Genomic DNA, 20,301 nt, shown 5'->3' with positions numbered 1-20,301 from the left:
CCCATGAGCGACGACCGCGGCCTGGTGACCGGACGCCGGATCCTGACCGTGCTGCTGGTGCTCTCGGCGGCCGTGCACGTCCGGCTCGCGTTCGGCGCCACCGGGCCGGTCCTGGCCGGGCTCGACGGGCTCGTCGCCGCGGCCGCCGTCGTGTCGCTGCTCCTGCTGCTGCGCCGGACCGACGGTCCGGCGCTGCTCGCCTGTGCCGTCGCCGGCGGGCTCGGTGTCGCGCTGTTCCTCGTGCCCGGGCTCCTCGCCGTCGCGCAGGGGGCGAACTGGACCGCCTGGCTCGACGCGTGGTCGTTCGGCGGTCTGCTGCTCGACGCGATGGTCGTGCGGATCGCGGTGTTCACCCTGCGCCGGGCCGAGGGCGTACAGCGCCGTTGAGACCGGTGGAACATCTCCGGATCGAAAGTATCGATGCCTTTCCGGTCGGTTCCGTGATCGGCAGAAAGTGCCTCTGAGCTGCGATGACGTGCTGCGCCGTTATCGTCGTGTGATACGTCACCGGTCATCCGCTTGACCTGATCTCGGCCGGTCGGCGACCTTCGTGGTCGCTCCGGTCCGTTGGACCGGGCTGCACCGAAGCGCCGGAACCGCCCACGCCACCACGGCCCCGTCCCGCGGTCCCCGGCCAGTCGATCTGCACGGACCGGGACGGGGCCGCGGGCCGCGAGTCCCCTCGCGTCGACACCGGCACTGCGCTCCCCGCGCGACCGGCCCGCCCGGAAAGCCGTGGGTCCGGACCTCAGGTGATCAACAATGAGCAGCACTCGCATGTCCATCCGTGGGCGTTTCGTCGGAACTCTCGTCGCCGGTGTCCTGGCGTTCGGCGCTCCGCTCGCCCTGGCCGGGCCCGCGACGGCCGCCCCCGAGACCTCGGCCCAGGTCGCTCCCGCGGCGGTCGTGGCGCCGACGCAGTCCGTCTCCACCTCGACGTGGGACAAGCTCGCCGAGTGCGAGTCCAGCGGGAACTGGAACACCAACACCGGCAACGGCTTCTCCGGCGGCCTGCAGTTCACGCAGTCCACCTGGAAGGCCTTCGGTGGGTCGGGCAAGGCGCACAACGCCAGCAAGTCCGAGCAGATCCGCGTCGCCGAGAACGTCCTGGAGGCCCAGGGCTGGAAGGCGTGGCCGGCCTGCTCCAAGAAGCTGGGCCTGCGGTAGTACGCAGCACGACCGGCGGCCGGTGACCCGACTGGGTCACCGGCCGCCGTCGTGCGTGCTCAGGCCGCCCGCAGCCGGGTGACGACGTCGAGCACCAGGGCGGGGTCGGCGTCGTAGGGGGTGTTGAGCGACACCCGGTCGACGAGGTCCCGGTAGCGGTCCGCGATCCCGGAGACGGCGAACAGGCCCAGCAGGTCGTCGTCGACGAGGCCGGCCATCTCGTCCCAGGCCTGCCGGCGCGACAGCCCGTTGAGCTCGTCGGCGAGCGCCCCGCGGCCGTGGTGCTCCAGCACCGGGCGGTACGGCGGGGTGGAGGCGTAGAAGGCGATCTGACGGCGCACCCCGGCCTCGGCCACGGCCCGGGCGTCGGCATCGGCGCCCAGGACGGTGAAGACCGGCAGGCAGACGTCGAAGCCGGTGAGGTCGTCCCGGCCCCGCCCGCGGCGCAGCGCGGGCAGCGTCACCTCCGCCAGGTACGACGGCGAGGTCAGCGAGTGCGCCAGCAGACCGTCGGTCACTTGGCCCGCGACCTCGGTCATCCGCTCGCCCACCGCGGCCAGCATCACCGGCGGCATCCCGTGCGGGTTCGGCCCCGGCGAGAAGAACTCGGTCATCAGGGTGTGGGAGTAGAACTCGCCGCGGTGGTGCAGCCGGTCGCCGGTGGCCCAGGCGTGGAAGATCGCCCGCAGCGCGGAGACGAAGTCCTCCATCCGGGCGGCGGGCCGGCTCCACGGCATCCCGAACCGGCGCTCGATGTGCGGGCGGACCTGCGAGCCCAGCCCGAGATCGAACCGGCCGCCGGAGAGCAGCTGCACGTCGTTGGCCTGGTAGGCCAGCGTCATCGGAGTGCGGGCGAAGGCCACCGCGATCGCGGACTGCAGCCGGATCCGGCTGGTGGCCCGGGCGGCCAGCGCCAGCGACACGAACGCGTCGTGCGCGGTCTCGGGGACCGACAGGGCGTCGTAGCCCGCGGCCTCCGCGGCGACCGCGGCCGCCTCGGTCTCGAGCGGGGAGGCGGAGAAACCGCCGGTGGTGTCGACGCGCACCTCAGGCGTCCCGCTTCCCGGGGACGACGCGGTCGAGCCAGGACAGCAGGTCCGCGACGACCTCGTCGCGGTTGGTCTCGTTGAACACCTCGTGCCGGGCGCCCGGCCACACCTTCAGCGTGACGTCGTGCAGCCCGGCCTCGGCGTAGCGCTCGACCAACGGCCGCACCAGGGCCAGCCCGGCGTTGACCGGGTCCTCGTCCCCGACGACGACGTAGACCGGCAACCCGCCCGGGATCCGCTTCAGGGTGGCGACGTCGCCGAGCGGCCGGCCCGCGGCGAACATCGCCTGCGTGCCGGGCAGGTCGATGCCGAAGCCGCAGCGGGCGTCGGCCACGTAGGCGTCGACCTGCGCGGGGTCGCGGCTGAGCCACTCGAAGCCGGTGCGCTGCTCGAACGGCGCGTTGAACGACGAGAGGTCCAGCGGCGCCGACAGGTCCAGCCCCTGCTCCATGAGGTCGAGCAGCGCGGTGCCGGACAGCACCACCGCGTCCGGCGGGGTCCCGTCCGCGACCAGGAACTGCTGCACGGCGAACGAGCCCATGCTGTGGCCGAGCAGCACCAGCGGGGCGCCGGGGTGCTCGGTGCGGGCGTGCGCGGACAGCAGCCCGATGTCGGTGACGAGCTGGGCCCAGCCGTCGTCGCCGAGGAGGCCGAAGTTCTCGGGCCCGCCCGCGGTGGCGCCGTGGCCGCGGTGGTCCTGGGCGTAGACGGCGAAGCCGCGCGCGGTCAGCGCCTCGGCCAGGGGGAGGTAGCGCAGGGCGTGCTCACCCATGCCGTGGGTGATCTGGACGATCCCGCGCACCGGGTCGCCCGCCTCGCCGGGGAGCCAGCGGTAGGCGGTGACGGCGGTGCCGTCGCGGCCGGAGAAGGTGAACGTGTCGGACATGCGTGGGCACCGCCAGTGGTGAGGGGTCGATCTCGGTCGGATCGTGCGTCACGGGGCCGAGGGGGTCAATGCCCGCCGCCGGGTTCGACCTCGGCGAGGTCGGCGACCATCGTCGCGAGGACGCGCAGGGTGGCGTCGACGTCGGCGGCCGGGAGGCGCTCCGCGACCGCCCGCAGTCGGGCGTGCTCGCGCCCGACGACGTCGTCGATCACCGCACGGCCGGCCGCGGTCGTGGCGACGAGCTTGGATCTGCGGTGCCGCGGGTTGTCGATCCGCTCGACCAGCCCCGCGGCGAGGGCCTCGTCCACCATGCGCTGCACGAACTGGCGGCTCAGCGACTGCGACCGACCGATCTCGGGCACGGTCATCGGGCCGTGCCGCCGGAGCTGGTCGAGGACCGCCCGCACCCCGGCGGACACCCGGTTCTCCGGCGCCATCCCCTCCACCTCGTGCAGCACCCGCCGGTAGAGCGGGCCCACCAGGACGTACACCTCGGCGAGCTTCTCGGCGGTCCGGTCGATGTCGGTCACCCGGCAAGTATGACACCTTAGTTGTCAATCCGGCCGAATCATGACACCTTAGGTGTCATGACCCTCGCTCTCGCCCGGAGTACCGTCCCGGGGTTCCTGCCCGTACCGGGCGGTCGCATCGCCTACCGCGACACCGGTCCGCATCCCGACGGGCGGCCGCCGCTGGTCCTGCTGCACGGCGGAGCGCTCGACGGCCGCATGTGGGCCCGGCAGGGCGAAGCGCTGTCGGCCCGGCACCGGGTCGTCGTCCCGGACGCGCGCGGGCACGGCGCCTCGTCGGACCCGGGACCCGACGGGTACCGCCCGCACGACGACGTCGTCGCGCTGGTGGAGCACCTCGGTACCGGTCCGGTGGTGCTGGTCGGGCTCTCGATGGGCGCGCGGCCCGCCTTCGACACCGCGCTGGAGCGGCCCGACCTCGTCGACCGGGTCGTGCTCAGCGGCGCCGGTGCCGGTGCGCCCACCTGGACCGGCCCCTGGATGCTCGACAGGCTGGCCCGCTGGGAGCAGGCCCGCCTCGACCTCGACGCCGAGCGCTGGATCTCGGTCTTCCTGGAGTTCGTGCCCGGACCGCACCGGACGGCGGCCGAGGTCGACCCGGAGGTGCTCGCCGAGGTCCGGCTGATGGCCGTCGACATGCTCGCCCACCACCTGCCCACGGACCCGGCCGCGCCGCCGCCGATCGGCTTCCTCGACGACGCCCTGGACCGGGCCCCGGCCCTGGCCGTGCCGCTGCTCGGCGTCGTCGGCGAGCTGGACTCCGACGACCACCTGCGGATCGTCACCGACACCGTCGAACGGGTCCCCGACGGGCGGCTCGTGACGGTGCCGGGCACCGCCCACTACCCGAACATGGAGCGTCCTGCGGAGTTCGCCCGGGCGCTGGGCGAGTTCCTCGGCCGGTAGGCGTCTGGTCCCGCGGAACCGGTCCGCGAGCCGGTCGCGCTGCTGCCGGACCTGGCCGGGTGGTCAGCCGCCGAGCGCGCCACGCAGCCAGGCGACCGAGCGCGCCGTGAAGTCGTCGGCGATCGCGATGCCCTTGCCCCAGCCGTCGAAGCCGTGCGGGGCGCCGGGGACGACGTCGAGCTCGACCGGCACCCCGGCCTCGCGCAGCCGTCGCGCGTAGGTGACGTCCTCGTCGTGGAACAGGTCGACGTCGCCGACGCCGATCCAACCGGGCGGCAGCCCCGACAGGTCGGGGCGACGGGCGGGCACCGCGTACGGGGCGGGCTCGCCGGTCCCGGGTGGGCGCCCCAGGTAGGCGTGCCAGCCGACCTCGTTGTTGCGGTTGTTCCACACCCGGTGCGGGGGCCGGTCGAGCTCGCGGCGGGCGGCGGTGCGATCGTCGAGCATCGGGTAGACCAGCCACTGCGCGACCGGCTGCGGGCCGCCCTCGTCGTGCAGGCGCTGGACCAGCGCGGCGGCCAGGCAGCCCCCGGCGCTCGCCCCGCCGACGGCGATCCGCGCCGGGTCGATCCCCAGCCGGCCGGCGGCGTCGCGCAACCAGGTCCAGCCGGCGTGGCAGTCGTCGAGCGCGGCCGGGAACGGGTCACCGGGGGCGAGCCGGTAGTCCACCGAGACGACGACGATCCCCAGCTCCGCGGCGAGCTCGCCGCACCGCTCGTCGTCGATCATGGGGGAGCCCAGCACGAGGCCGCCGCCGTGGAACCACAGCAGCGCCGCGGGCGTCGTGCGGTGGTCGGGGACGTGCACGCGCAGCAGCGGCGGGCCCGGATGCGTGGTCGACCGGACCCCGTCGACGGCGGCGGGCCTGCCGCGCCGGGACAGTCGCTGCAGCAGGCGCAGGAACCGGGGGCGGTGCAGCGGGAGCGGCGGGACCCAGCGCAGGGGGCGGCGCAGCTCGGTGGCGATCCGGTCGGTGCTCACGACCCGATCCTGCCGGTGCGGGCCGGCCTCGCACACCTCGTGGTGACTCGCACGGTCCGCGGGGCTACGAGGTGTCCGGAACGCGTGCGAGGTCGGGCGGGGCGGTCAGCCCGGCAGGGCCTCGGCGAGGCGGCGGGTCAGCGGGTCCGGGCCGTCCCAGCGCGCGACGGTGCGGCCGTCGCCGTCGACCCGGCGCACCCACTGCACCCCGCGCAGCGCGTTGACCAGCAGGAACCCGTCGGCCTCGGCGAGCGCGGCCAGGGGCAGCCGCGCGATGCGCACGGCGTCGGGGCCCACCAGGTCGAGCAACGCGCGTCGGCCGGTGCCCGGGAGGATGCGGCCGTCGAGCGGGGGGACCCACAGCCGCCCCCGGTGTACGGCGGCGACGGCGGACCGCGTCGTCTCCAGCACCAGCCCCGTCGGGTCGCACAGCAGCGGCGTGCCGTCCCCACCCGCCGTCGTGGCCTCGTGGGCGTCGAGCCACCGCCGGTCGGCGAACTTGTGGGACTCGCCGTCGGCGCTGCGCCCGACGACGGCGACCACACCGCCCTGCGCGTCGAGCGGGACCGGCCCGGGCCAGGGGACCGCGCGCACCGTGACCCGCGACGGGTCGTCCGGCGCCGCCTCGACCCGGACCCGGTGGTGCCCGGCAGCCCCCGCGACGGCCGCGGCGACCTCGGCCTCGACCCGCGCGTCGAGGGGGCGGCCGGTGACCGCGAGGTAGGAGCGACGCAGCCGGGCCGCGTGCTCGCCGACCCGGTGGGCCCGGCCGTCGACGCAGGCCAGCGTCTCGAACAGGCCCGCGGCCCGGTCGGCGGGCCGTCCGACGTGCGGCCGGACCGGCCGTGGCGGGCCGTCGAGCGCGGCCAGGACCGGGGCGGCCTTGGTCAGGACCTCGCCGAACTCCTCCGCCGGGTCGGAGTCGACGGTGATGCCCCCACCGACCCCGAGCCGGCCGGTGCGGCTGCCGTCGGGCCCGGCGGGGCCGAGGTCGAGGGTGCGGATCGCGACGTTCAGCTCCAGTCCGGCCAGCGGGCTCACCCCGCCGACGGCGCCGGTGAACAGTCCGCGGTCGCCGTCCTCGCAGTCGGCGATCACCTCGCAGGCCCGGATCTTCGGCGCCCCGGTGACCGAACCCGGCGGGAACGTGGCGGTGAGCAGGTCGGCGTCGGTGACGTCCTCGCGCAGGGTCGCGTGCACCCGCGACACCAGGTGCCACACCCCCGGGTGCGGTTCGACGGCGAGCAGCCGCCCCGGCCGCACCCCGCCGGGCCGCGCCACCCGGGCGAGGTCGTTGCGCATCAGGTCGACGATCATGACGTTCTCCGCCGCGTCCTTCACCGAGGCGCCGAGCCGGGCACGTTCGGCGTCGTCGGCGTCGCCGCCGGTGCGCGGTCGGGTGCCCTTGATCGGTGCGGTGGTGACCCGGCCGCGGGCACGGCGCAGGAACAGCTCCGGGCTCGCGCCCACCGCCGCCCGCTCCGGCGTCACGACGAGCGCGGCGCGGGCGGGCGCGACCGGCTCGACGAGCCGGGCCCACGCCTCGTGCGGGTCGCCGTCGAGCCGGACCTCCAGCCGGGTCGCGATGTTGGCCTGGAAGATCTCGCCGCGCCGGATCTCGGTGACGCACCGCTCGACCGCGGCCAGGTGCGCGTCCCGGTCGGGCCACCGGGTGACCGCGATCCGGGCCGTCCGTTCCGGCGCCGGTCGGGCGAGGTCGGCGCACAGCCGCGCGTACCGGCGCTCGGCCGAGCAGGTGTCGGGGTGCACCGCGCGCGGGTGGTCGGGCAGGCCCGGCAGCGGGGCGCCGCAGGCGACCAGCGCCTCGAACCACCAGCGCTCGCCGTCGTGGCGCAGCACGTCGCGGTACCAGGACAGCGCCGCCGTCGGTCGCACGCCGGGCGGGGCGTGGTCCACCAGCCCGAACCAGCCGCCCCCGACAGCCGTGTCGATGCTTGCGTCGATCCCTGCGTCGGTCCCGGTGCCGGTTCCGGTGTCCGCCCCCGCGTCCCGGGGCGCGCCCGGGGTCGCCTGCGGACTCGCGGACCGCGGCGGCGCGTCGAGCACGGCGAACGGGTCGGCCCCGGCCGGCGCGGTGAGCACGGGGTCGGTGGCGACGAGCGCCCCCCAGGACCAGCTCCCGCCGAAGGCCACCAGCCGCGGCCGGTGGGCGAGCCGGCGCACCGCCGCCGCCACCCCGGACGGCGCGACGTCCGCCGGGATCGGGACACGGTGCAGCCCGGTCCGGGCCGGTGCGGTCGAGGTCACCGGGAGAGCATGCTGATCCGCCCCCGCGCGGGGAAGGTGCCGTGACCCGGCGCACGCCTCACCCCCAGCTCTCCGGGCGCCGTGCCACGGCGTGGATCCGGTCCACCTCCCACGGGTCGAGGACCGGTGTCAGCCCGCGCAGGGCGTGCACCAGCGCGCCCTCGGTGGCGACCACGACGTCGTCGGGCCAGCGGCGCACCCGGATCGGCGCCCCGACCAGCGCGACCACCGGGCGGACCGGCGTCGAGGCGGCGGCAGGCCCGAGACGGGGGAGCAGCAGCTCACGGACCCGCTGCGCCTCGGCCCGGGCCCGCGGGACGGCGTCCGTGGCCGTCCCGGCGACGACCAGCCGCTCGCCGTCGAGCAGCAGGGAGCGGCCCCGGTGGTGGCGGGTGTCGATGACGCAGATGCCGGGCGGTCCGATCAGGACGTGGTCGAGATCGGCGGCGCCGCCGTCGAGCGGGACCGAGTGCAGGACCTGCCACGCCGCGGGCCTGCCGAGCAGCCGGTCCCGTCGGGTCCGCCCGGTCAGCGCGGTCAGCAGGTGCGCGGTGCGCTGCTCCCCGTCGGCTCCGAGGCGCCAGTTGCGGTCGGGGAACCCCGCGCTCCGCTGCTGCGCCGCGACGTGCCCGGCCCGCCGGCCGGGGTAGTGGCGCGCCAGGTCGAGGGCGCGGGAACGATCGGTGGTGGGTGTCGTCGAGGAGGTCGTCGTCATGGCCGGGAGTGTGCACCCGGGCACCGACAGGAATTGGTGCCCGCCGGTACCGTCGCGGTGGGGTGGTGCAGCCATGAACGGTGTGGACCCGCGGTTCGAGTCGCCGGTCGACCGGGCGATCCGGGAGGCCGTCGAGCGGGGCGACTTCGACGACCTGCCCGGCAAGGGCAAGCCGTTGCCCGGCGCGGGACGGATCGGCCCGGTCGACGAGAACTGGTGGATCCGCGGCTACCTGGAGCGGGAGGGCGTCCCGGGTGACGCGCTGCTCCCGCCGTCGCTCCAGCTGCGCAAGGAGCTGGACCGGATCGACGAGACCGTCACCCGCTTCGTCGACGAGCGCCGCGTGCGCGAGCACGTCGAGGAGGTCAACTCCCGGGTCGTCGACCACATGCGCCACCCGATGGGCCCGCGCGTCCCGATCCGCAGGCTCGACGCCGACGAGGTCGTCGCGCGGTGGCACGCGGCCCGGGAGCGCCGCCGCGCCGCCGCCCGGCCCGCCACGGTGGGGCCCGGCACCGGGTCGGAGCCCGGAAGACGGTCCCGCGGCTGGTGGGCCCGCCTGTTCGGCCGCTGAGACCGTCGCTCACGGCGCCCGTCGGCCACCGGGACCGGGCCGTCGCCGGGCCCGGTCGGCGGTCCGGGCCGACGGTGAGCAGGTCCGGGCGCGGCCTCACCGGGCAGGCGCCGCCGGTGTCCGTGGTGCGAAGTGGCCGGGGGAGGCCAGCGGACGGCCGGTCTCCAGCAGCGTCTTGAGCGCGGACAGGATCGCGGGCCAGCCCTCGCCGACGTCGCGGGCGTCCCGTGCGCCCTGCTCGTCGTCGGTGAAACCGGTGTGGACGACCTGCAGCTTCACCGCCTCGTCGCCGAACGGGGAGAGCGCGAACTCGACGACGGTCGGCGGCCGCCCCGCGGCCCGTTCGGCGCGGCCGGTGAAGGTGTAGGACAGCCGGTGCGGCGGCTCGACGGCGAGGATCTCGCCGATGAAGTCGTCGTGGTCGGGGTGGACCGCCTCCAGCGGGCTCCCGACGCGCCAGTCCGAGGTCAGCTCCGCGCCGCCCCAGTACTGCATGGTGAACTCCGGCGTGGTCAGCGCCCGGAACACCTGCTCGGCGGTGCTGCGGATGTAGGTCGTGTAGACGTAGCGACGCTCACTCATCGTTCTCCTCCAGCGCCGCGCGCAGGGCGGTGACCGCCTGCACCCGGCTGCGCTCGAACTTCCCGATCCACCGGTCGTGGATCTCCTGGATGGGGACCGGGTCGAGGTGGTGGAGCTTCTCCCGGCCGCGCCGCAGGGTCGTCACCAGTCCGGCGGCCTCCAGCTGCGCGAGGTGCTTGGACACGGCCTGCCGGCTCATGTCCAACCCCTCGCACAGCGCGCCGAGCGTCGACTCACCCTGCTCGTGCAACCGGTCGAGGATGCGCCGTCGCGTCGGGTCCGCGAGTGCGCGGAAGACGGCGTCCAGGTCGGCCACGCGACCAATTATGCAACTATTTGGTTGCCTGTCAATCGTCGTCGGTCCAGGCGACCGCGAGCAGTACGTGCACCGCCCGCCCGGCCTGCTCGGCGACGGCGGTCACCGCAGTTCCTCGGGCAGCTCCTCGTCCGGTGAGACCTCCCGCTCGGCCCGCCGGGAGTGCACGAACAGGATCAGTCCCAGCCAGAACGCCGGCCCGATCGGCGCGAACAGCGGCGCCGGCCCGAGCGCCGCGCCCAGGACCAGCAGGAGCAGCACGACGACGGTCACCCCGGCGTGGATTCGCAGGTTGCGCCGTGCGCGGGGGGTGAGCGGACCACGCCGGGGGTGCCGCGGCCGCGGCGGGCGGGGCAGCCCGGCGAGCAGCGGGACGAGCTCGTCGCGGGTGCGGGCGGCGTAGGCGGCGGCCTGCCGCTCGTCGGACTCGGCGAGGGTCAGCCGCCCCTCGACGGCGGCGGTCCGCAGCCGGGCGGTGACGTGCTCGCGCTCGGAGTCGGAGGCGAGCACGGCGTCCGACCGGAGCGGAGTCGCCGGGCCCTGCGTGGCCGGTGTGGCCGGTGCCGGGGTGGTGTCCGGTCCGGGTGCGGGACGGGTGTCCGGAGTCGCTGTCATGACGGCCAGCGTCGCCGTGCCGGGGGGCGCGCGCGTCCCCCCGCGGTCGCCGATCCCGCTGCCCCCACAGGGGGAGGAGCGCCCCTCCGCGTACTCCCTCGGGGGTAGGGCACCGGTCATCGTCCGGACGACGCCCGCTGTCGGTTCCCCGGTCTACGGTGTCCCGCGTGCCCGCCGACCGACGTCCGAGGTGGGGTCCGATCGCGCGGGTCCTCGTCCCTGCCCTGGTCGTCGGCCTGCTCACCGCGGGCGGGACGGCGTTCACCGTCGCCCGCAACGCGCGGTACCCGGACCCGGGCACGACGGCGCTCCCGCTCGACGTGCTCGCCGTCGTGCTCCTCGCGGCGGGGCCGGTCGCGCTGCTGTTGCGGCACCTGGACCGGGTCGTGGCGCTCGCGGTGTGCGCGGCCGCCGTCGTCGTCTACCTGGGTCTGGGGTACCCGCTGATCGGGCCGCTGGGGTTCGCGTTCGCCGTGGCGCTGGTGTCCGCGGTCGCCGCGGGGCACCACCATCGGGCCCTCGCGGTGGTGGTCGTCGCGGCGGCGGTGCTGGCCGGGTGGCTGCTCGTGACCGGGCGGCCGATCCCGTGGCCGGCGACCGCCCCGGTGCTGGCCTGGCTGGCGGCGCTCGTCGCGGCCGGTGCCCTGTGGCGGGTGCGGCGCGAGCGCACGGCGCAGGCCCGGCGGGCCGCCGAGGCCGAACGTCGGCGCAACGCCGACGCCGAACGGCTGCGCATCGCCCAGGAGCTGCACGACGTGCTGGGCCACCACGTCTCCCTGATCAACGTGCAGGCCGGGGTCGCGCTCTACCTGATGGACGACGATCCGGAGCAGGCCCGCACCGCGCTCACCGAGATCAAGCGGGCCAGCCGCGACCTGCTGCGCGAGATGCGCTCCACCCTCGGGGTGCTGCGTGGGGTCGACGAGCAGGCCCCGCGTGCGCCCACCCCCGGTCTGGACCGGCTCGACGCGCTGCTCGACGAGGTGCGTGCCGCGGGGCTGCCGGTGCGGCGCGCCACCGAGGGGACCCCGCGGCCGTTGCCCACGGGGGTCGACCTGGCCGCGTACCGGATCGTGCAGGAGTCGCTGACCAACACGCGTCGGCACGCGGGGGCGGGCACCGCGGTGGTCACGCTGCGGTTCGGCGACGACGCGCTGGACCTGACCGTCGACGACGACGGTGCCGGCCCCGCCCCCGGCGCAGTGGACGGCACGGGGCTGACCGGCATGCGCGAGCGTGCGCGTTCGGTCGGCGGGGCGTTGGCGGCGGGGCCGGGCCCGGAGCAGGGGTTCCGGGTGCACGCCCACCTGCCCGCACCCCCGGCCGGCCCCGCCGCCGACCACCCCACGACCCCGGGAGCCGACAGGTGATCCGTGTCCTGCTCGCCGACGACCAGGCGCTCGTCCGCTCCGGGTTCCGCGCGCTGCTCGGCTCCCAGCCCGATCTGGACGTGGTCGCCGAGGCCGCCGACGGCGCGCAGGCCGTCGCCGCGGTCCGCGACCACCACCCGGACGTCGTGCTCATGGACATCCGGATGCCCGGCACCGACGGCATCACCGCGACCCGGGAGATCACCGGCGACCCGGACCTCGCCGGCACCCGGGTCGTCGTCCTGACCACGTTCACCGACGACTCCTACGTCTTCGACGCGATCCGCGGCGGTGCCAGCGGCTTCCTGGTCAAGGACTCCGAACCGGCCGACCTCATCCACGCCATCCGGGTCGTCCACAGCGGGGATGCCCTGCTCGCCCCGGCGGTCACCCGCACCCTGATCGCCGAGTTCGCGGCGCGCTCGCGGGGCGGCCCCGACGGCACCGTCCGGCTCGACGAGCTCACCGACCGCGAGCGGGAGGTCCTCGCCGAGGTCGCGGCCGGGCTGTCCAACGACGAGATCGCCGCCCGCCTGCACATGAGTCCGACGACGGCGAAGACCCACGTCAGCCGCACGATGACCAAGCTGGGTGCGCGGGACCGCGCGCAGCTGGTCGTCCTGGCCTACGAGTCGGGCCTGGTCCGCCCCGGCTGGCGCGGCTGAGAGGATCACGGGTGTGACCACCGTCTTCGTGTTCAACGGCCCGAACCTCAACCTGCTCGGGACCCGCAAGCCGGAGGTGTACGGGACGACCGTGCTCACCGACGTCGAGGCGCTGTGCCGGGAGTCGGCCGCCGCGCACCACCTCGAGCTGGACTTCCGCCAGACCAACCACGAGGGCGTCCTCGTCGACTGGATCCACGAGGCCGGTACCGCGGTGAAGCGCGGCGACGCGATCGGCCTGGTCCTCAACGCCGCCGCCTACACCCACACCTCGGTCGCGCTGCACGACGCGATCGAGGGCGCCGAGCTCCCCACGGTCGAGGTGCACATCTCCAACGTGCACGGTCGTGAGACCTTCCGGCACCACTCGTTCGTCTCGCCGGTGGCGGCCGGGATCGTCGTCGGGTTCGGCATCGACGGCTACGCGCTCGCGATCGACGGACTCGTCCGCAAGGTGCGCCCGCTGCGCGCGGTCTGACTCGTGCTGGTTGGTCTGCCGCCGCACCCCGCGCGCGGCGGAGGACCGACCGGGCTCACTCCCCGGCGACGGCCGACGGGTCCATCCACACGAACTCGAGGTGGTGGCCGTCCGGGTCGTCGATGCCGCGGCCGTACATGAAGCCGTGGTCCTCGGTCTTGCCGGACAGGGTGCCGCCGGCGGCCAGACCGGCCTCGATCAGCCGGTCGACCTCGTCGCGGCTGTCCACGCCGAAGGCGTTGATGACCTCACGGGCGGTCCGCGGGTCGGCGACGCCGGGCTGCTCGGTGAACTCCCGGAACCGGTCCTGGGTCATCACCATCACGACGATGGCGTCGCTGACGACGAACGAGGCGGTGCGCTCGTCGGAGAACTGCTCGTTCAGCCCGAAACCGAGCGCGGAGTAGAAGGCCTTCGCCGCGGCGAGGTCGGCGACCGGCAGGTTGACGAAGATCATGTTCGGCATCGCGGGCTCCTGTGTGGATCTGGCTCCGGGGGTTCCGGTGCCGTTCGAAGGGGTGGACCGCGCGCGGTGACCGGACTCATCGGTCGGCCGCCGGGAACTTCCCGCCGGGGCCGGGCAGGATCGGGGCCATGAGCGTGAAGTGGGGAATCATCGGTCCGGGCCGCATCGCCGACGCCGTCGCGCCGGACTTCGCGCACGTGCCCGGCGCCGAGCTCGTCGCCGTCGCGTCACGTTCCGCGGAACGCGGCGCGGAGTTCGCCCGCCGGCACGGGATCGAGCGGGTGCACACCGGGTACCGGGCGATCCTCGACGACCCGGACGTCGACGTCCTCTACGTCGCGACCCCGCACCCGCAGCACCGGGCGATCGCCCTGGCCGCGATCGAGGCGGGCAAGGCGCTGATGGTGGAGAAGGCGTTCACCGTCAGCTCCGTCGCGACCCGCGAGATCGCCGCGGCCGCCCGCAACCGGGGGGTGTTCGTGATGGAGGCGATGTGGACGCGGTTCTTCCCCGCCGTCGTCCGGCTGCGTGAGCTCGTCGCCGAGGGCGCGATCGGTGAGGTCCGCTCCGTGCAGGCCGACCTCGGGGTGCGCAACCGCACCGCCGACGACGACCGCTTCTTCTCCCCGGAGCTGGGCGGCGGTGCCCTGTTCGACCTCGGCGTCTACGTGGTCTCCTTCGCCCAGATGATGCTCGGCAGCCCGAGCACGGTCGCCGCGAGCGGCGCGCTCACCCCGTCCGGTGTGGACCTGGAGGAGTCGATCCTGCTCGGCTGGCCCGACGGCCGCAGCGCCGCGCTGCAGGTCAGCCTGCAGTGCGCGATGCCCGGCTCGGCCCGGGTGATCGGCACCGAGGGCTGGATCGAGGTGCCGCCGCGGTTCCACCACCCGGACCGGATCGTGGTGCACCGGCACGGCGCCGAGCCGGAGGAGCTCGTGCTGCCGGCCACCGGGCGTGGCTACAGCCACGAGATCGAGGAGGTGACCCGGCGGGTCGCGGCGGGGGAGACGGAGAGCCCGGTCATGCCGCTGGCGGACACCGTCGCCGTCCAGGACGTCATGGCCGCCGTGGCGGACCGGATCGGGATGATCCCGGAAGAGGGGCCGGCGTCCCTCTGACGGGTCGCGATGCGGTGACGGTCACCGGTCACGCGCTTTACGATCGTTGCGCCGCGGAGTAGACCGAACGGCGTGTCCGACACCACGACCACCCCCCAGCGCCGGGAGAGGACCTTTCTCGGCCACCCCGTCCAGCTCGCGACGCTCTTCGGCGTCGAGATGTTCGAGCGGTTCTCCTTCTACGGCATGCAGGGGATCCTGCTCATCTACATGTACTACTCGGCCACCCAGGGCGGCCTGGGGCTGGACGAAGGGGTGGCGGCGGGCATCGTCGGCGCCTACGGCGGCACCGTCTACCTCTCGACGATCCTCGCGGCCTGGTCCGCCGACCGGCTCTTCGGGCCCGAGCGGGTGCTGTTCGGCAGCGCCGTCTCGGTGATGGCGGGACACATCGCGCTGGCCCTGGTCCCCGGTGCGGCCGGGCTCGCGGTCGGCCTGGTGCTGGTCGCGTTCGGCAGCGGCGGGATCAAGGCGAACGCCTCGACGATCCTGGCCTCGCTCTACGGCCCGGGCGACGACCGTCGCGACGCCGGGTTCTCGATCTTCTACCTGGGCGTCAACATCGGCGCCTTCAGCGGGCCGCTGCTCACCGGCGTGCTGCAGTCGACGTGGGGCTTCCACATCGGCTTCGGCGCCGCCGCGATCGGCATGGCGATCGGACTGGTCCAGTACTGGTTCACCCGGCGCGCGCTCCCGGCGTCGGGCTGGGTCGTCCCGAACCCGCTCCCGGCCGCCACCCGGACCCGGGCCGGGATCGGCGCGGTCGTGCTGCTGGTCGTCATCGGTGTCCTGATCGCCACCGACGTGATCACCGCCGACCGGCTGAAGTGGATCGTGTTCGGAATCGTCCTGGTCGCGACCGTCTCCTACTTCACGTTGATGCTGACCAGTCCCAAGGTGGACCGCGTCGAGCGCCGCAGGGTGCTGGCGTTCGTGCCGATGTGGCTCGCCTCGGTGATGTTCTGGGCGATCTTCCAGCAGATCTTCACCGTGCTCACCATCTACGCCGACAAGCGTCTGGACCGCACGATCCTCGGCTGGGAGATGCCGGTGACCTGGGCCCAGTCGATCGAGCCGGTCTTCGTGATCCTGCTCGCCGGTGTCTACGCGACGGTGTGGACCGTGCTCGGGCCGCGCCAGCCGTCGTCGCCGATGAAGATGGCGATCGGCACCGTCGTCATCGGCTTCGCGGTCCTGCTGTTCGTGCCGTTCGCGGGCACCGGGGCGAACGGCACGCCGCTGCTCGCGCTCGTCGGGATCCTGCTGGTGTTCTGCCTGGCGGAGCTGTTCACCTCCCCGGTCGGGCAGTCGCTGTCGACCAAGCTGGCGCCGCAGGCGTTCCAGACCCAGATGGTGGCGCTGTTCTTCCTGTCGGTCTCGATGGGCACGGTGCTCTCCGGCCTGCTGGCCGAGCTCTACAGCGAGGCCGCCGAGGCGGCCTACTTCGGCATCACCGGCGTGACGGCGATCGTGGTCGGCCTCGTCGTCGTCGCGCTCGTGCCGAAGCTGAAGGTGCTGATGGAGGGCGTCCGCTAGGTCCTGATCGAACACCGGTTCGATCCGTCCCCAGCTGTGCACAGCCCTGTGGACAACTCCGGTGGGTCACCGACGACGGGTGCGCCGGACCGTCGGTGAGTCCATCGTGTCGCCGGCCATCTCCCGGGCGATCCGCACGACGTGCGCGCGGATGTCCGGGGGCTGGTCGGCGATCCGCAGCGCCAGCATCTCCAGCACCGAGGCCAGCCCGAACGCGATCTCGGGACGGCTGAGCCCGGCGTAGTGCGCCTGCACGGCCTCGTGTCGCAGGGCCGCCGCGGCGGCGAGCACCGTCTCGCGGTCGGTGCGCAGGGCGGCCAGTCGCTGTCGTTCGTGGATGTTCATGCTCCCCCGGTCGTCGTCGCGGAGCCGTCGCGGACGACGGCCGGTCCGCACCCGGGGGAGCGGGCGCGGCGACCAGCGTGCCCCGCCCTCCCCGGCCGGCGCCAGGCGGGTCCCCGAGATGTCGCACACACGTTCGACTCAGAGCAGCAGCAGGGCCACGCCGAGTGTCGAGACCGCTCCCCGGAGGTGGTTCGCGGCGCTCCAGCGCGGGGCGAAGGCGGCCCAGTCGCCGTCGCGCTCCAGGGCGTTGTTGAGCGGGATGTTCACCGCGGCGGTCACGACGAAGCCGGCCAGCACCGCGACCCCGCCGGCGATCCGCAGCGGCTGCCCGCCGAGCACCCCGGCCACCGTCACCGCGCAGGCGAGCAGCGCTGTGCCGGCGAACAGTGTCCCGAACAGCGGATTCACGATCGCCCGGTTCACCCCGCGCATCACCGCGACCGCCTCCGCCGCGGGACGACGGCGCAGGGCGGGCAGCACCGCGACCGAGAACGCCAGGTAGATCCCGCCGAGCAGACCCGCCCCGGTGGCGGCGGCGCCGTCGAGGAACCCGGTCATCCCGCCACCCCCGCCGCCCACTGCTCGACGGTCAGCACGTCGTCGACGGCGCCCCGCGGCTCGTGCGCGCGGATCTCCCCGCGGTTGAACGCCCGGTTCATCGCGACGTGCAGCCGCGCCCCGTCCGCCGGCATCCCGGCCCCGCGCAGCAGCTGCTCCATCTCCTCGTCCGGGACGCGCACGTAGGTCAGGTCGGGCAGGCCCAGCGCGGGCCCGAGCGCGGCGACGACCTCGGGCACCGTCCGGTCCGCCGCGCCCTGCACTTCGACGACCTCCGGTGCGTCCGGGGCGAGCAGCGCCGCGGCGGTGGCCCGTCCGACGTCGCGGGTGGCGACCATCGGCAGCGCGACGTCGGGGTCCACGGAGTCCGCGTGCACCCCGTGCGCCCGCATGGCGGCGAGCGACCACAGGAACGACTCCAGGAACAGGCCCGGCCGGACCCGGGTGACGTGGGCGTCGAGCGTCGCCACCCGGGCCTCCTGGTCGTGCAGGCTGCCCAGGTAGCCGGTCACGGCGAGGTCCGGGCCGCCCGGGACCTCCGCCCCGAGCGAGCTCAGCGCGACGACCCGGGGCACGGCCGCGTCGCGCAGCGCGGCGACGACGGACTCCCCGAGCCGGGCCTGGTGGGCGGCGTGGTCGGGCGCGGTGACCTCGAAGGGCAGCAGCACGAAGGCGGCGGCCGCTCCGTCGAACGCCCGGCGCAGGAACGCCCGGTCGCCGAGGTCGCCCGGCCACGGCCGCACCCCCGGCGCGGCGACGGCCGGGCGGCGGGCGACGGCACGGACGTCCACCCCGGCCGCGGTCAGCTCCCGGACGACCTGTGCTCCCACGTTCCCGGTCGCCCCCAGCACGGTGATCATGTCGAACTCCTCTCGTCGGTGTCCGTCCACGATTACCGCCGACGAGCGGACGCAGAATGGCTGTGTGTCCACAGATGATGCTCATCCGTCCACAGCTGGGGATGAGCTGTGGACGAACTGTCATGCTGTGCACCGTGTCCACCGCGCCGCCGTTCCCGGCCGCCGACCCGCTCGGGGAGGCGCTGCACGTGCTGCGCATGGACGGCGTCTTCTACTGCCGCTCCGAGCTCGGCGAACCGTGGGGGATGACGCTGCCGGCGACGCCGGGCTGTCTCTGGTTCCACGTCGTCACCTCCGGCGGATGCCGGCTGACCGTCGACGGCGCTGCCGACGGCGCTGCCGGCGGGACGGCGGGCGGGACCGACCGCGAGCTGCGGCCCGGTGAGCTCGTCGTCGTGCCGCGGGGGACCGGGCACGCGCTGCGCAGCGCGCCCGGCGTGCTCGCTCCGGACATCCGGTCGATCCCGCACCCGATGCTCGACGGGCGCTACGCCCTGCTCCGGCACGGCGGCGACGGTCCGGTGACCCGGATGGTGTGCGGCGCGGTCCGGTTCTCCCACCCCGCCGCGGGCGACCTCGTCGCGAGCCTGCCCGACCTCGTCCGGGTCGAGCCGTCGCCGATCGGGGACCGGGTGCAGGACACGCTGCGGCTGCTGGCCGCGGAGGTCGAGCACGGTGGCCCCGGCAGCGACGCGGTGATCACCCGGCTGGCCGACGTCCTGGTCCTGCAGGCGGTGCGCGGCCGGCTGCAGGCCGACGCGGCCACCCGCACCGGCTGGCTCGGGGCGCTCGCCGACGACCGGATCGGTCGCGCGCTCGCCGCGGTGCACCGCGAGCCGGAGCGGGACTGGACCGTCGCCGCGCTCGCCGCGACGGCGGCCATGTCGCGCTCGGCGTTCTCCGCCCGGTTCACCGAGCTCGTCGGCGAGCCCGCGATGAGCTACGTGACCCGGTGGCGGATGCACGCGGCCGCCGAATTCCTGTCAGGGGGGAGTGGGACGGTGGCGCAGGCGGCCCACCGGTTCGGCTACCGCTCCGAGGCGGCGTTCGCGCGGGCCTTCGCCCGCGTCGTGGGGGAACCCGCCGGACGGGTGCGCCGACACGGGCTCGCAGGCACGGCCGATGCCCTGGCCGCTTTCCGAACCTGACCCCGGACCCTCGCACACACGTTCGACACAGGCCTGCTACGCTGCGACGACGCCGCCAGGAGAGGAGCAGTGCATCGAGTCGATCGTCTCGTATCCGGATCTCTCGCGACCGTCCTAGACGGCGGTATGCGGTGGCATGTGCGCGTGTCGATGCCGCCGTATGGGGCTGTCTAGCTCATGGACGAGAGAGCGGTACAGAGTTGGATCGACGGTCGATGTGCTCGTCTGCGCTTCTCTCGGACTGATCCGAGACAGGGCTAGAGGGCGCTACGTGTGCCCGCGCGCTCGGGTCGTCTGCGGCTCTCTAGTGCGGGCGCGAGACGACCGGAGAGAGCCCGAGGTGGCGTCGACCGAGCCGGCCGCGTGACGATCTGCGTCCGGGGGCACCGGCCGGGGCCGTGGCAGGGTGGGCCCATGAGCGGTGTGGCGGTGGTGACCGGGGCCGGGTCGGGCATCGGCAAGGCGGTGACCCGCGGTCTGCTCGACGCCGGCTGGCGGGTCGCGCTGGCCGGTCGTCGGCGCGAGGCACTGACCGAGGTCGCGGCGGGCCGCGACGGGACGCTCGTCGTCCCCACCGACGTCACCGACCCCCGGTCGGTCGAGGCCCTGTTCGCGGCGGTGCACGAGCGCTGGGGTCGGGTCGACCTGCTGGTCAACAACGCCGGCACGTTCGGCGCGGGCGGCACCGTCGACGAGATCTCCGTCGACGACTGGAACGCGGCCGTCGCGGTCAACCTCACCGGCTCGTTCCTCTGCGCCCGGGCGGCGTTCGGGGCGATGCGCGGACAGGACCCGCAGGGCGGCCGGATCATCAACAACGGCTCGATCTCCGCGCACGTCCCCCGGCCGGGCAGCGCGCCCTACACCGCCACCAAGCACGCGATCACCGGGCTGACCAAGTCGCTCTCCCTCGACGGCCGTCCGTTCGGCATCGCCTGCGGGCAGATCGACATCGGCAACGCGGCCACCGAGATGACCGCGGGCATCGCCACCGGCGCGAAGCAGGCCGACGGCTCGGTCCGGCCCGAGCCCACCTTCGACGTCCGGCACGTCGCCGACGCCGTGGTCTCCATGGCCGGCCTCCCCCTGGAGGCGAACGTGCAGTTCCTGACGATCGCCGCGACGACGATGCCCTGGCTCGCCCGCGGCTGAGGATCGTCTCGTTCTG

Annotated in this window: 24 protein-coding genes; 11 read left to right on the top strand and 13 right to left on the bottom strand. The window is 74.8% G+C overall.

The features are described from left to right. Positions 1-3 precede the first annotated feature (3 nt). Together Ae505Ps2_RS05770 and Ae505Ps2_RS05765 are read left to right on the top strand one after the other, a co-directional pair. Positions 4-387 (top strand): hypothetical protein, encoded by a 384-nt coding sequence (locus Ae505Ps2_RS05770; RefSeq protein ID WP_020627419.1) that lies wholly within the window; start codon positions 4-6, stop codon positions 385-387. Positions 388-762: 375 nt separating this feature from the next. Next, positions 763-1,167, top strand: a complete 405-nt coding sequence (locus Ae505Ps2_RS05765; RefSeq protein ID WP_283160294.1) for a transglycosylase family protein — start codon at positions 763-765, stop codon at positions 1,165-1,167. Positions 1,168-1,226: 59 nt separating this feature from the next. On the opposite strand, the gene Ae505Ps2_RS05760 is transcribed toward Ae505Ps2_RS05765, so the two are convergent. From Ae505Ps2_RS05760 to Ae505Ps2_RS05750, 3 genes are all read right to left on the bottom strand, one after another. Further along, positions 1,227-2,213 (bottom strand): TIGR03617 family F420-dependent LLM class oxidoreductase, encoded by a 987-nt coding sequence (locus tag Ae505Ps2_RS05760; RefSeq protein ID WP_075553469.1) that lies wholly within the window; start codon positions 2,211-2,213, stop codon positions 1,227-1,229. 1 nt (position 2,214) lies between these two features. Then, the gene (locus Ae505Ps2_RS05755) at positions 2,215-3,102 is read right to left on the bottom strand and encodes an alpha/beta hydrolase (protein ID WP_075309559.1); all 888 of its coding nucleotides are present in this window, start codon (positions 3,100-3,102) and stop codon (positions 2,215-2,217) included. 65 nt (positions 3,103-3,167) lie between these two features. Then, entirely contained in the window at positions 3,168-3,632 is a 465-nt protein-coding gene (locus Ae505Ps2_RS05750) for a MarR family transcriptional regulator (protein WP_075309561.1), read from the bottom strand. A gap of 57 nt (positions 3,633-3,689) precedes the next feature. On the opposite strand from Ae505Ps2_RS05750, the gene Ae505Ps2_RS05745 reads away from it, so the two are divergent. Beyond that, on the top strand, positions 3,690-4,538 hold the full coding sequence (locus tag Ae505Ps2_RS05745) for an alpha/beta hydrolase (protein ID WP_075553468.1): 849 nt from the start codon (positions 3,690-3,692) through the stop codon (positions 4,536-4,538). Between the two features lie 63 nt (positions 4,539-4,601). Here the strand turns inward: Ae505Ps2_RS05745 and Ae505Ps2_RS05740 are convergent, their stop codons facing one another. From Ae505Ps2_RS05740 to Ae505Ps2_RS05730, 3 genes are all read right to left on the bottom strand, one after another. After that, positions 4,602-5,519, bottom strand: a complete 918-nt coding sequence (locus tag Ae505Ps2_RS05740; protein WP_075312665.1) for an alpha/beta hydrolase — start codon at positions 5,517-5,519, stop codon at positions 4,602-4,604. 105 nt (positions 5,520-5,624) lie between these two features. Then, positions 5,625-7,787, bottom strand: a complete 2,163-nt coding sequence (locus Ae505Ps2_RS05735; RefSeq protein ID WP_083695373.1) for a chorismate-binding protein — start codon at positions 7,785-7,787, stop codon at positions 5,625-5,627. A 58-nt stretch (positions 7,788-7,845) separates the two neighbouring features. Continuing rightward, positions 7,846-8,502, bottom strand: coding sequence for a nuclease-related domain-containing protein (locus Ae505Ps2_RS05730; protein WP_075309565.1), 657 nt, complete (start codon positions 8,500-8,502; stop codon positions 7,846-7,848). Positions 8,503-8,575: 73 nt separating this feature from the next. Here Ae505Ps2_RS05730 and Ae505Ps2_RS05725 point away from each other — a divergent pair, with 73 nt between their 5' ends. Then, positions 8,576-9,076, top strand: a complete 501-nt coding sequence (locus Ae505Ps2_RS05725; RefSeq protein ID WP_075309567.1) for a DUF1992 domain-containing protein — start codon at positions 8,576-8,578, stop codon at positions 9,074-9,076. A 96-nt stretch (positions 9,077-9,172) separates the two neighbouring features. Here Ae505Ps2_RS05725 and Ae505Ps2_RS34180 read toward each other — a convergent pair whose 3' ends face one another. From Ae505Ps2_RS34180 to Ae505Ps2_RS05710, 3 genes are all read right to left on the bottom strand, one after another. Then, positions 9,173-9,658, bottom strand: a complete 486-nt coding sequence (locus tag Ae505Ps2_RS34180) for an SRPBCC family protein (protein ID WP_075309569.1) — start codon at positions 9,656-9,658, stop codon at positions 9,173-9,175. Beyond that, positions 9,651-9,974 carry a metalloregulator ArsR/SmtB family transcription factor gene (locus Ae505Ps2_RS34175; RefSeq protein WP_075309571.1) on the bottom strand — a complete coding sequence of 108 codons (324 nt, stop codon included), beginning with the start codon at positions 9,972-9,974 and terminating at the stop codon, positions 9,651-9,653. Before Ae505Ps2_RS34175 ends, Ae505Ps2_RS34180 begins: the two co-directional genes overlap by 8 nt. Positions 9,975-10,076: 102 nt before the next feature. Next, positions 10,077-10,589, bottom strand: coding sequence for a DUF1707 domain-containing protein (locus Ae505Ps2_RS05710; protein ID WP_084786210.1), 513 nt, complete (start codon positions 10,587-10,589; stop codon positions 10,077-10,079). Between the two features lie 167 nt (positions 10,590-10,756). On the opposite strand from Ae505Ps2_RS05710, the gene Ae505Ps2_RS05705 reads away from it, so the two are divergent. From Ae505Ps2_RS05705 to aroQ, 3 genes are read left to right on the top strand one after another with little or no spacing between them, the layout of a single operon-like run. Beyond that, positions 10,757-11,959, top strand: a complete 1,203-nt coding sequence (locus Ae505Ps2_RS05705) for a sensor histidine kinase (RefSeq protein ID WP_158071544.1) — start codon at positions 10,757-10,759, stop codon at positions 11,957-11,959. Further along, positions 11,956-12,624: a response regulator transcription factor gene (locus tag Ae505Ps2_RS05700; RefSeq protein WP_075309575.1), complete on the top strand. Its 669-nt coding sequence runs from the start codon at positions 11,956-11,958 to the stop codon at positions 12,622-12,624. The genes Ae505Ps2_RS05705 and Ae505Ps2_RS05700 overlap by 4 nt, the downstream gene beginning before the upstream one ends. Positions 12,625-12,628: 4 nt before the next feature. Next, positions 12,629-13,102, top strand: a complete 474-nt coding sequence (gene aroQ / locus Ae505Ps2_RS05695; protein ID WP_198932352.1) for a type II 3-dehydroquinate dehydratase — start codon at positions 12,629-12,631, stop codon at positions 13,100-13,102. 55 nt (positions 13,103-13,157) lie between these two features. Here the strand turns inward: aroQ and Ae505Ps2_RS05690 are convergent, their stop codons facing one another. Next, complete coding sequence (locus Ae505Ps2_RS05690) at positions 13,158-13,568, bottom strand: VOC family protein (RefSeq protein ID WP_020622320.1); 411 nt, start codon at positions 13,566-13,568, stop codon at positions 13,158-13,160. A gap of 128 nt (positions 13,569-13,696) precedes the next feature. On the opposite strand from Ae505Ps2_RS05690, the gene Ae505Ps2_RS05685 reads away from it, so the two are divergent. Next, positions 13,697-14,686 carry a Gfo/Idh/MocA family oxidoreductase gene (locus Ae505Ps2_RS05685; RefSeq protein ID WP_075309577.1) on the top strand — a complete coding sequence of 330 codons (990 nt, stop codon included), beginning with the start codon at positions 13,697-13,699 and terminating at the stop codon, positions 14,684-14,686. Between the two features lie 72 nt (positions 14,687-14,758). Beyond that, positions 14,759-16,222 (top strand): oligopeptide:H+ symporter, encoded by a 1,464-nt coding sequence (locus Ae505Ps2_RS05680; protein WP_020622318.1) that lies wholly within the window; start codon positions 14,759-14,761, stop codon positions 16,220-16,222. 66 nt (positions 16,223-16,288) lie between these two features. Here the strand turns inward: Ae505Ps2_RS05680 and Ae505Ps2_RS05675 are convergent, their stop codons facing one another. Genes Ae505Ps2_RS05675 through Ae505Ps2_RS05665 form a run of 3 tightly spaced genes read right to left on the bottom strand, consistent with a single transcriptional unit; the run spans position 16,289 to position 17,985 of the window. After that, a complete protein-coding gene (locus Ae505Ps2_RS05675; RefSeq protein ID WP_060713987.1) occupies positions 16,289-16,696 on the bottom strand; it encodes a hypothetical protein in 408 nt (135 codons plus the stop codon). A gap of 9 nt (positions 16,697-16,705) precedes the next feature. Next, complete coding sequence (locus tag Ae505Ps2_RS05670; RefSeq protein WP_075312671.1) at positions 16,706-17,125, bottom strand: anthrone oxygenase family protein; 420 nt, start codon at positions 17,123-17,125, stop codon at positions 16,706-16,708. After that, positions 17,122-17,985: an NmrA family NAD(P)-binding protein gene (locus Ae505Ps2_RS05665; RefSeq protein ID WP_075309579.1), complete on the bottom strand. Its 864-nt coding sequence runs from the start codon at positions 17,983-17,985 to the stop codon at positions 17,122-17,124. The genes Ae505Ps2_RS05670 and Ae505Ps2_RS05665 overlap by 4 nt, the downstream gene beginning before the upstream one ends. A 134-nt stretch (positions 17,986-18,119) precedes the next feature. Here Ae505Ps2_RS05665 and Ae505Ps2_RS05660 point away from each other — a divergent pair, with 134 nt between their 5' ends. Together Ae505Ps2_RS05660 and Ae505Ps2_RS05655 are read left to right on the top strand one after the other, a co-directional pair. Next, positions 18,120-19,133, top strand: coding sequence for an AraC family transcriptional regulator (locus Ae505Ps2_RS05660; protein ID WP_083696222.1), 1,014 nt, complete (start codon positions 18,120-18,122; stop codon positions 19,131-19,133). A gap of 414 nt (positions 19,134-19,547) precedes the next feature. Then, positions 19,548-20,285 carry an SDR family oxidoreductase gene (locus tag Ae505Ps2_RS05655; RefSeq protein ID WP_075309583.1) on the top strand — a complete coding sequence of 246 codons (738 nt, stop codon included), beginning with the start codon at positions 19,548-19,550 and terminating at the stop codon, positions 20,283-20,285. Positions 20,286-20,301 lie beyond the last annotated feature (16 nt).

Source organism: Pseudonocardia sp. Ae505_Ps2 (genome assembly GCF_001932425.1).
GTDB lineage: Bacteria > Actinomycetota > Actinomycetes > Mycobacteriales > Pseudonocardiaceae > Pseudonocardia.
This window is presented reverse-complemented; position numbering and strand designations above follow the sequence as displayed.

Coding starts and splice junctions, on each gene's coding strand:
- Ae505Ps2_RS05770 (WP_020627419.1), top strand. CDS start 4: ATGAGCGACGACCGCGGCCTGGTGACCGGACGCCGGATCCTGACCGTG.
- Ae505Ps2_RS05765 (WP_283160294.1), top strand. CDS start 763: ATGAGCAGCACTCGCATGTCCATCCGTGGGCGTTTCGTCGGAACTCTC.
- Ae505Ps2_RS05755 (WP_075309559.1), bottom strand. CDS start 3,102: ATGTCCGACACGTTCACCTTCTCCGGCCGCGACGGCACCGCCGTCACC.
- Ae505Ps2_RS05745 (WP_075553468.1), top strand. CDS start 3,690: ATGACCCTCGCTCTCGCCCGGAGTACCGTCCCGGGGTTCCTGCCCGTA.
- Ae505Ps2_RS05730 (WP_075309565.1), bottom strand. CDS start 8,502: ATGACGACGACCTCCTCGACGACACCCACCACCGATCGTTCCCGCGCC.
- Ae505Ps2_RS05725 (WP_075309567.1), top strand. CDS start 8,576: ATGAACGGTGTGGACCCGCGGTTCGAGTCGCCGGTCGACCGGGCGATC.
- Ae505Ps2_RS34180 (WP_075309569.1), bottom strand. CDS start 9,658: ATGAGTGAGCGTCGCTACGTCTACACGACCTACATCCGCAGCACCGCC.
- Ae505Ps2_RS05710 (WP_084786210.1), bottom strand. CDS start 10,589: ATGACAGCGACTCCGGACACCCGTCCCGCACCCGGACCGGACACCACC.
- Ae505Ps2_RS05690 (WP_020622320.1), bottom strand. CDS start 13,568: ATGCCGAACATGATCTTCGTCAACCTGCCGGTCGCCGACCTCGCCGCG.
- Ae505Ps2_RS05685 (WP_075309577.1), top strand. CDS start 13,697: ATGAGCGTGAAGTGGGGAATCATCGGTCCGGGCCGCATCGCCGACGCC.
- Ae505Ps2_RS05670 (WP_075312671.1), bottom strand. CDS start 17,125: ATGACCGGGTTCCTCGACGGCGCCGCCGCCACCGGGGCGGGTCTGCTC.
- Ae505Ps2_RS05665 (WP_075309579.1), bottom strand. CDS start 17,985: ATGATCACCGTGCTGGGGGCGACCGGGAACGTGGGAGCACAGGTCGTC.
- Ae505Ps2_RS05655 (WP_075309583.1), top strand. CDS start 19,548: ATGAGCGGTGTGGCGGTGGTGACCGGGGCCGGGTCGGGCATCGGCAAG.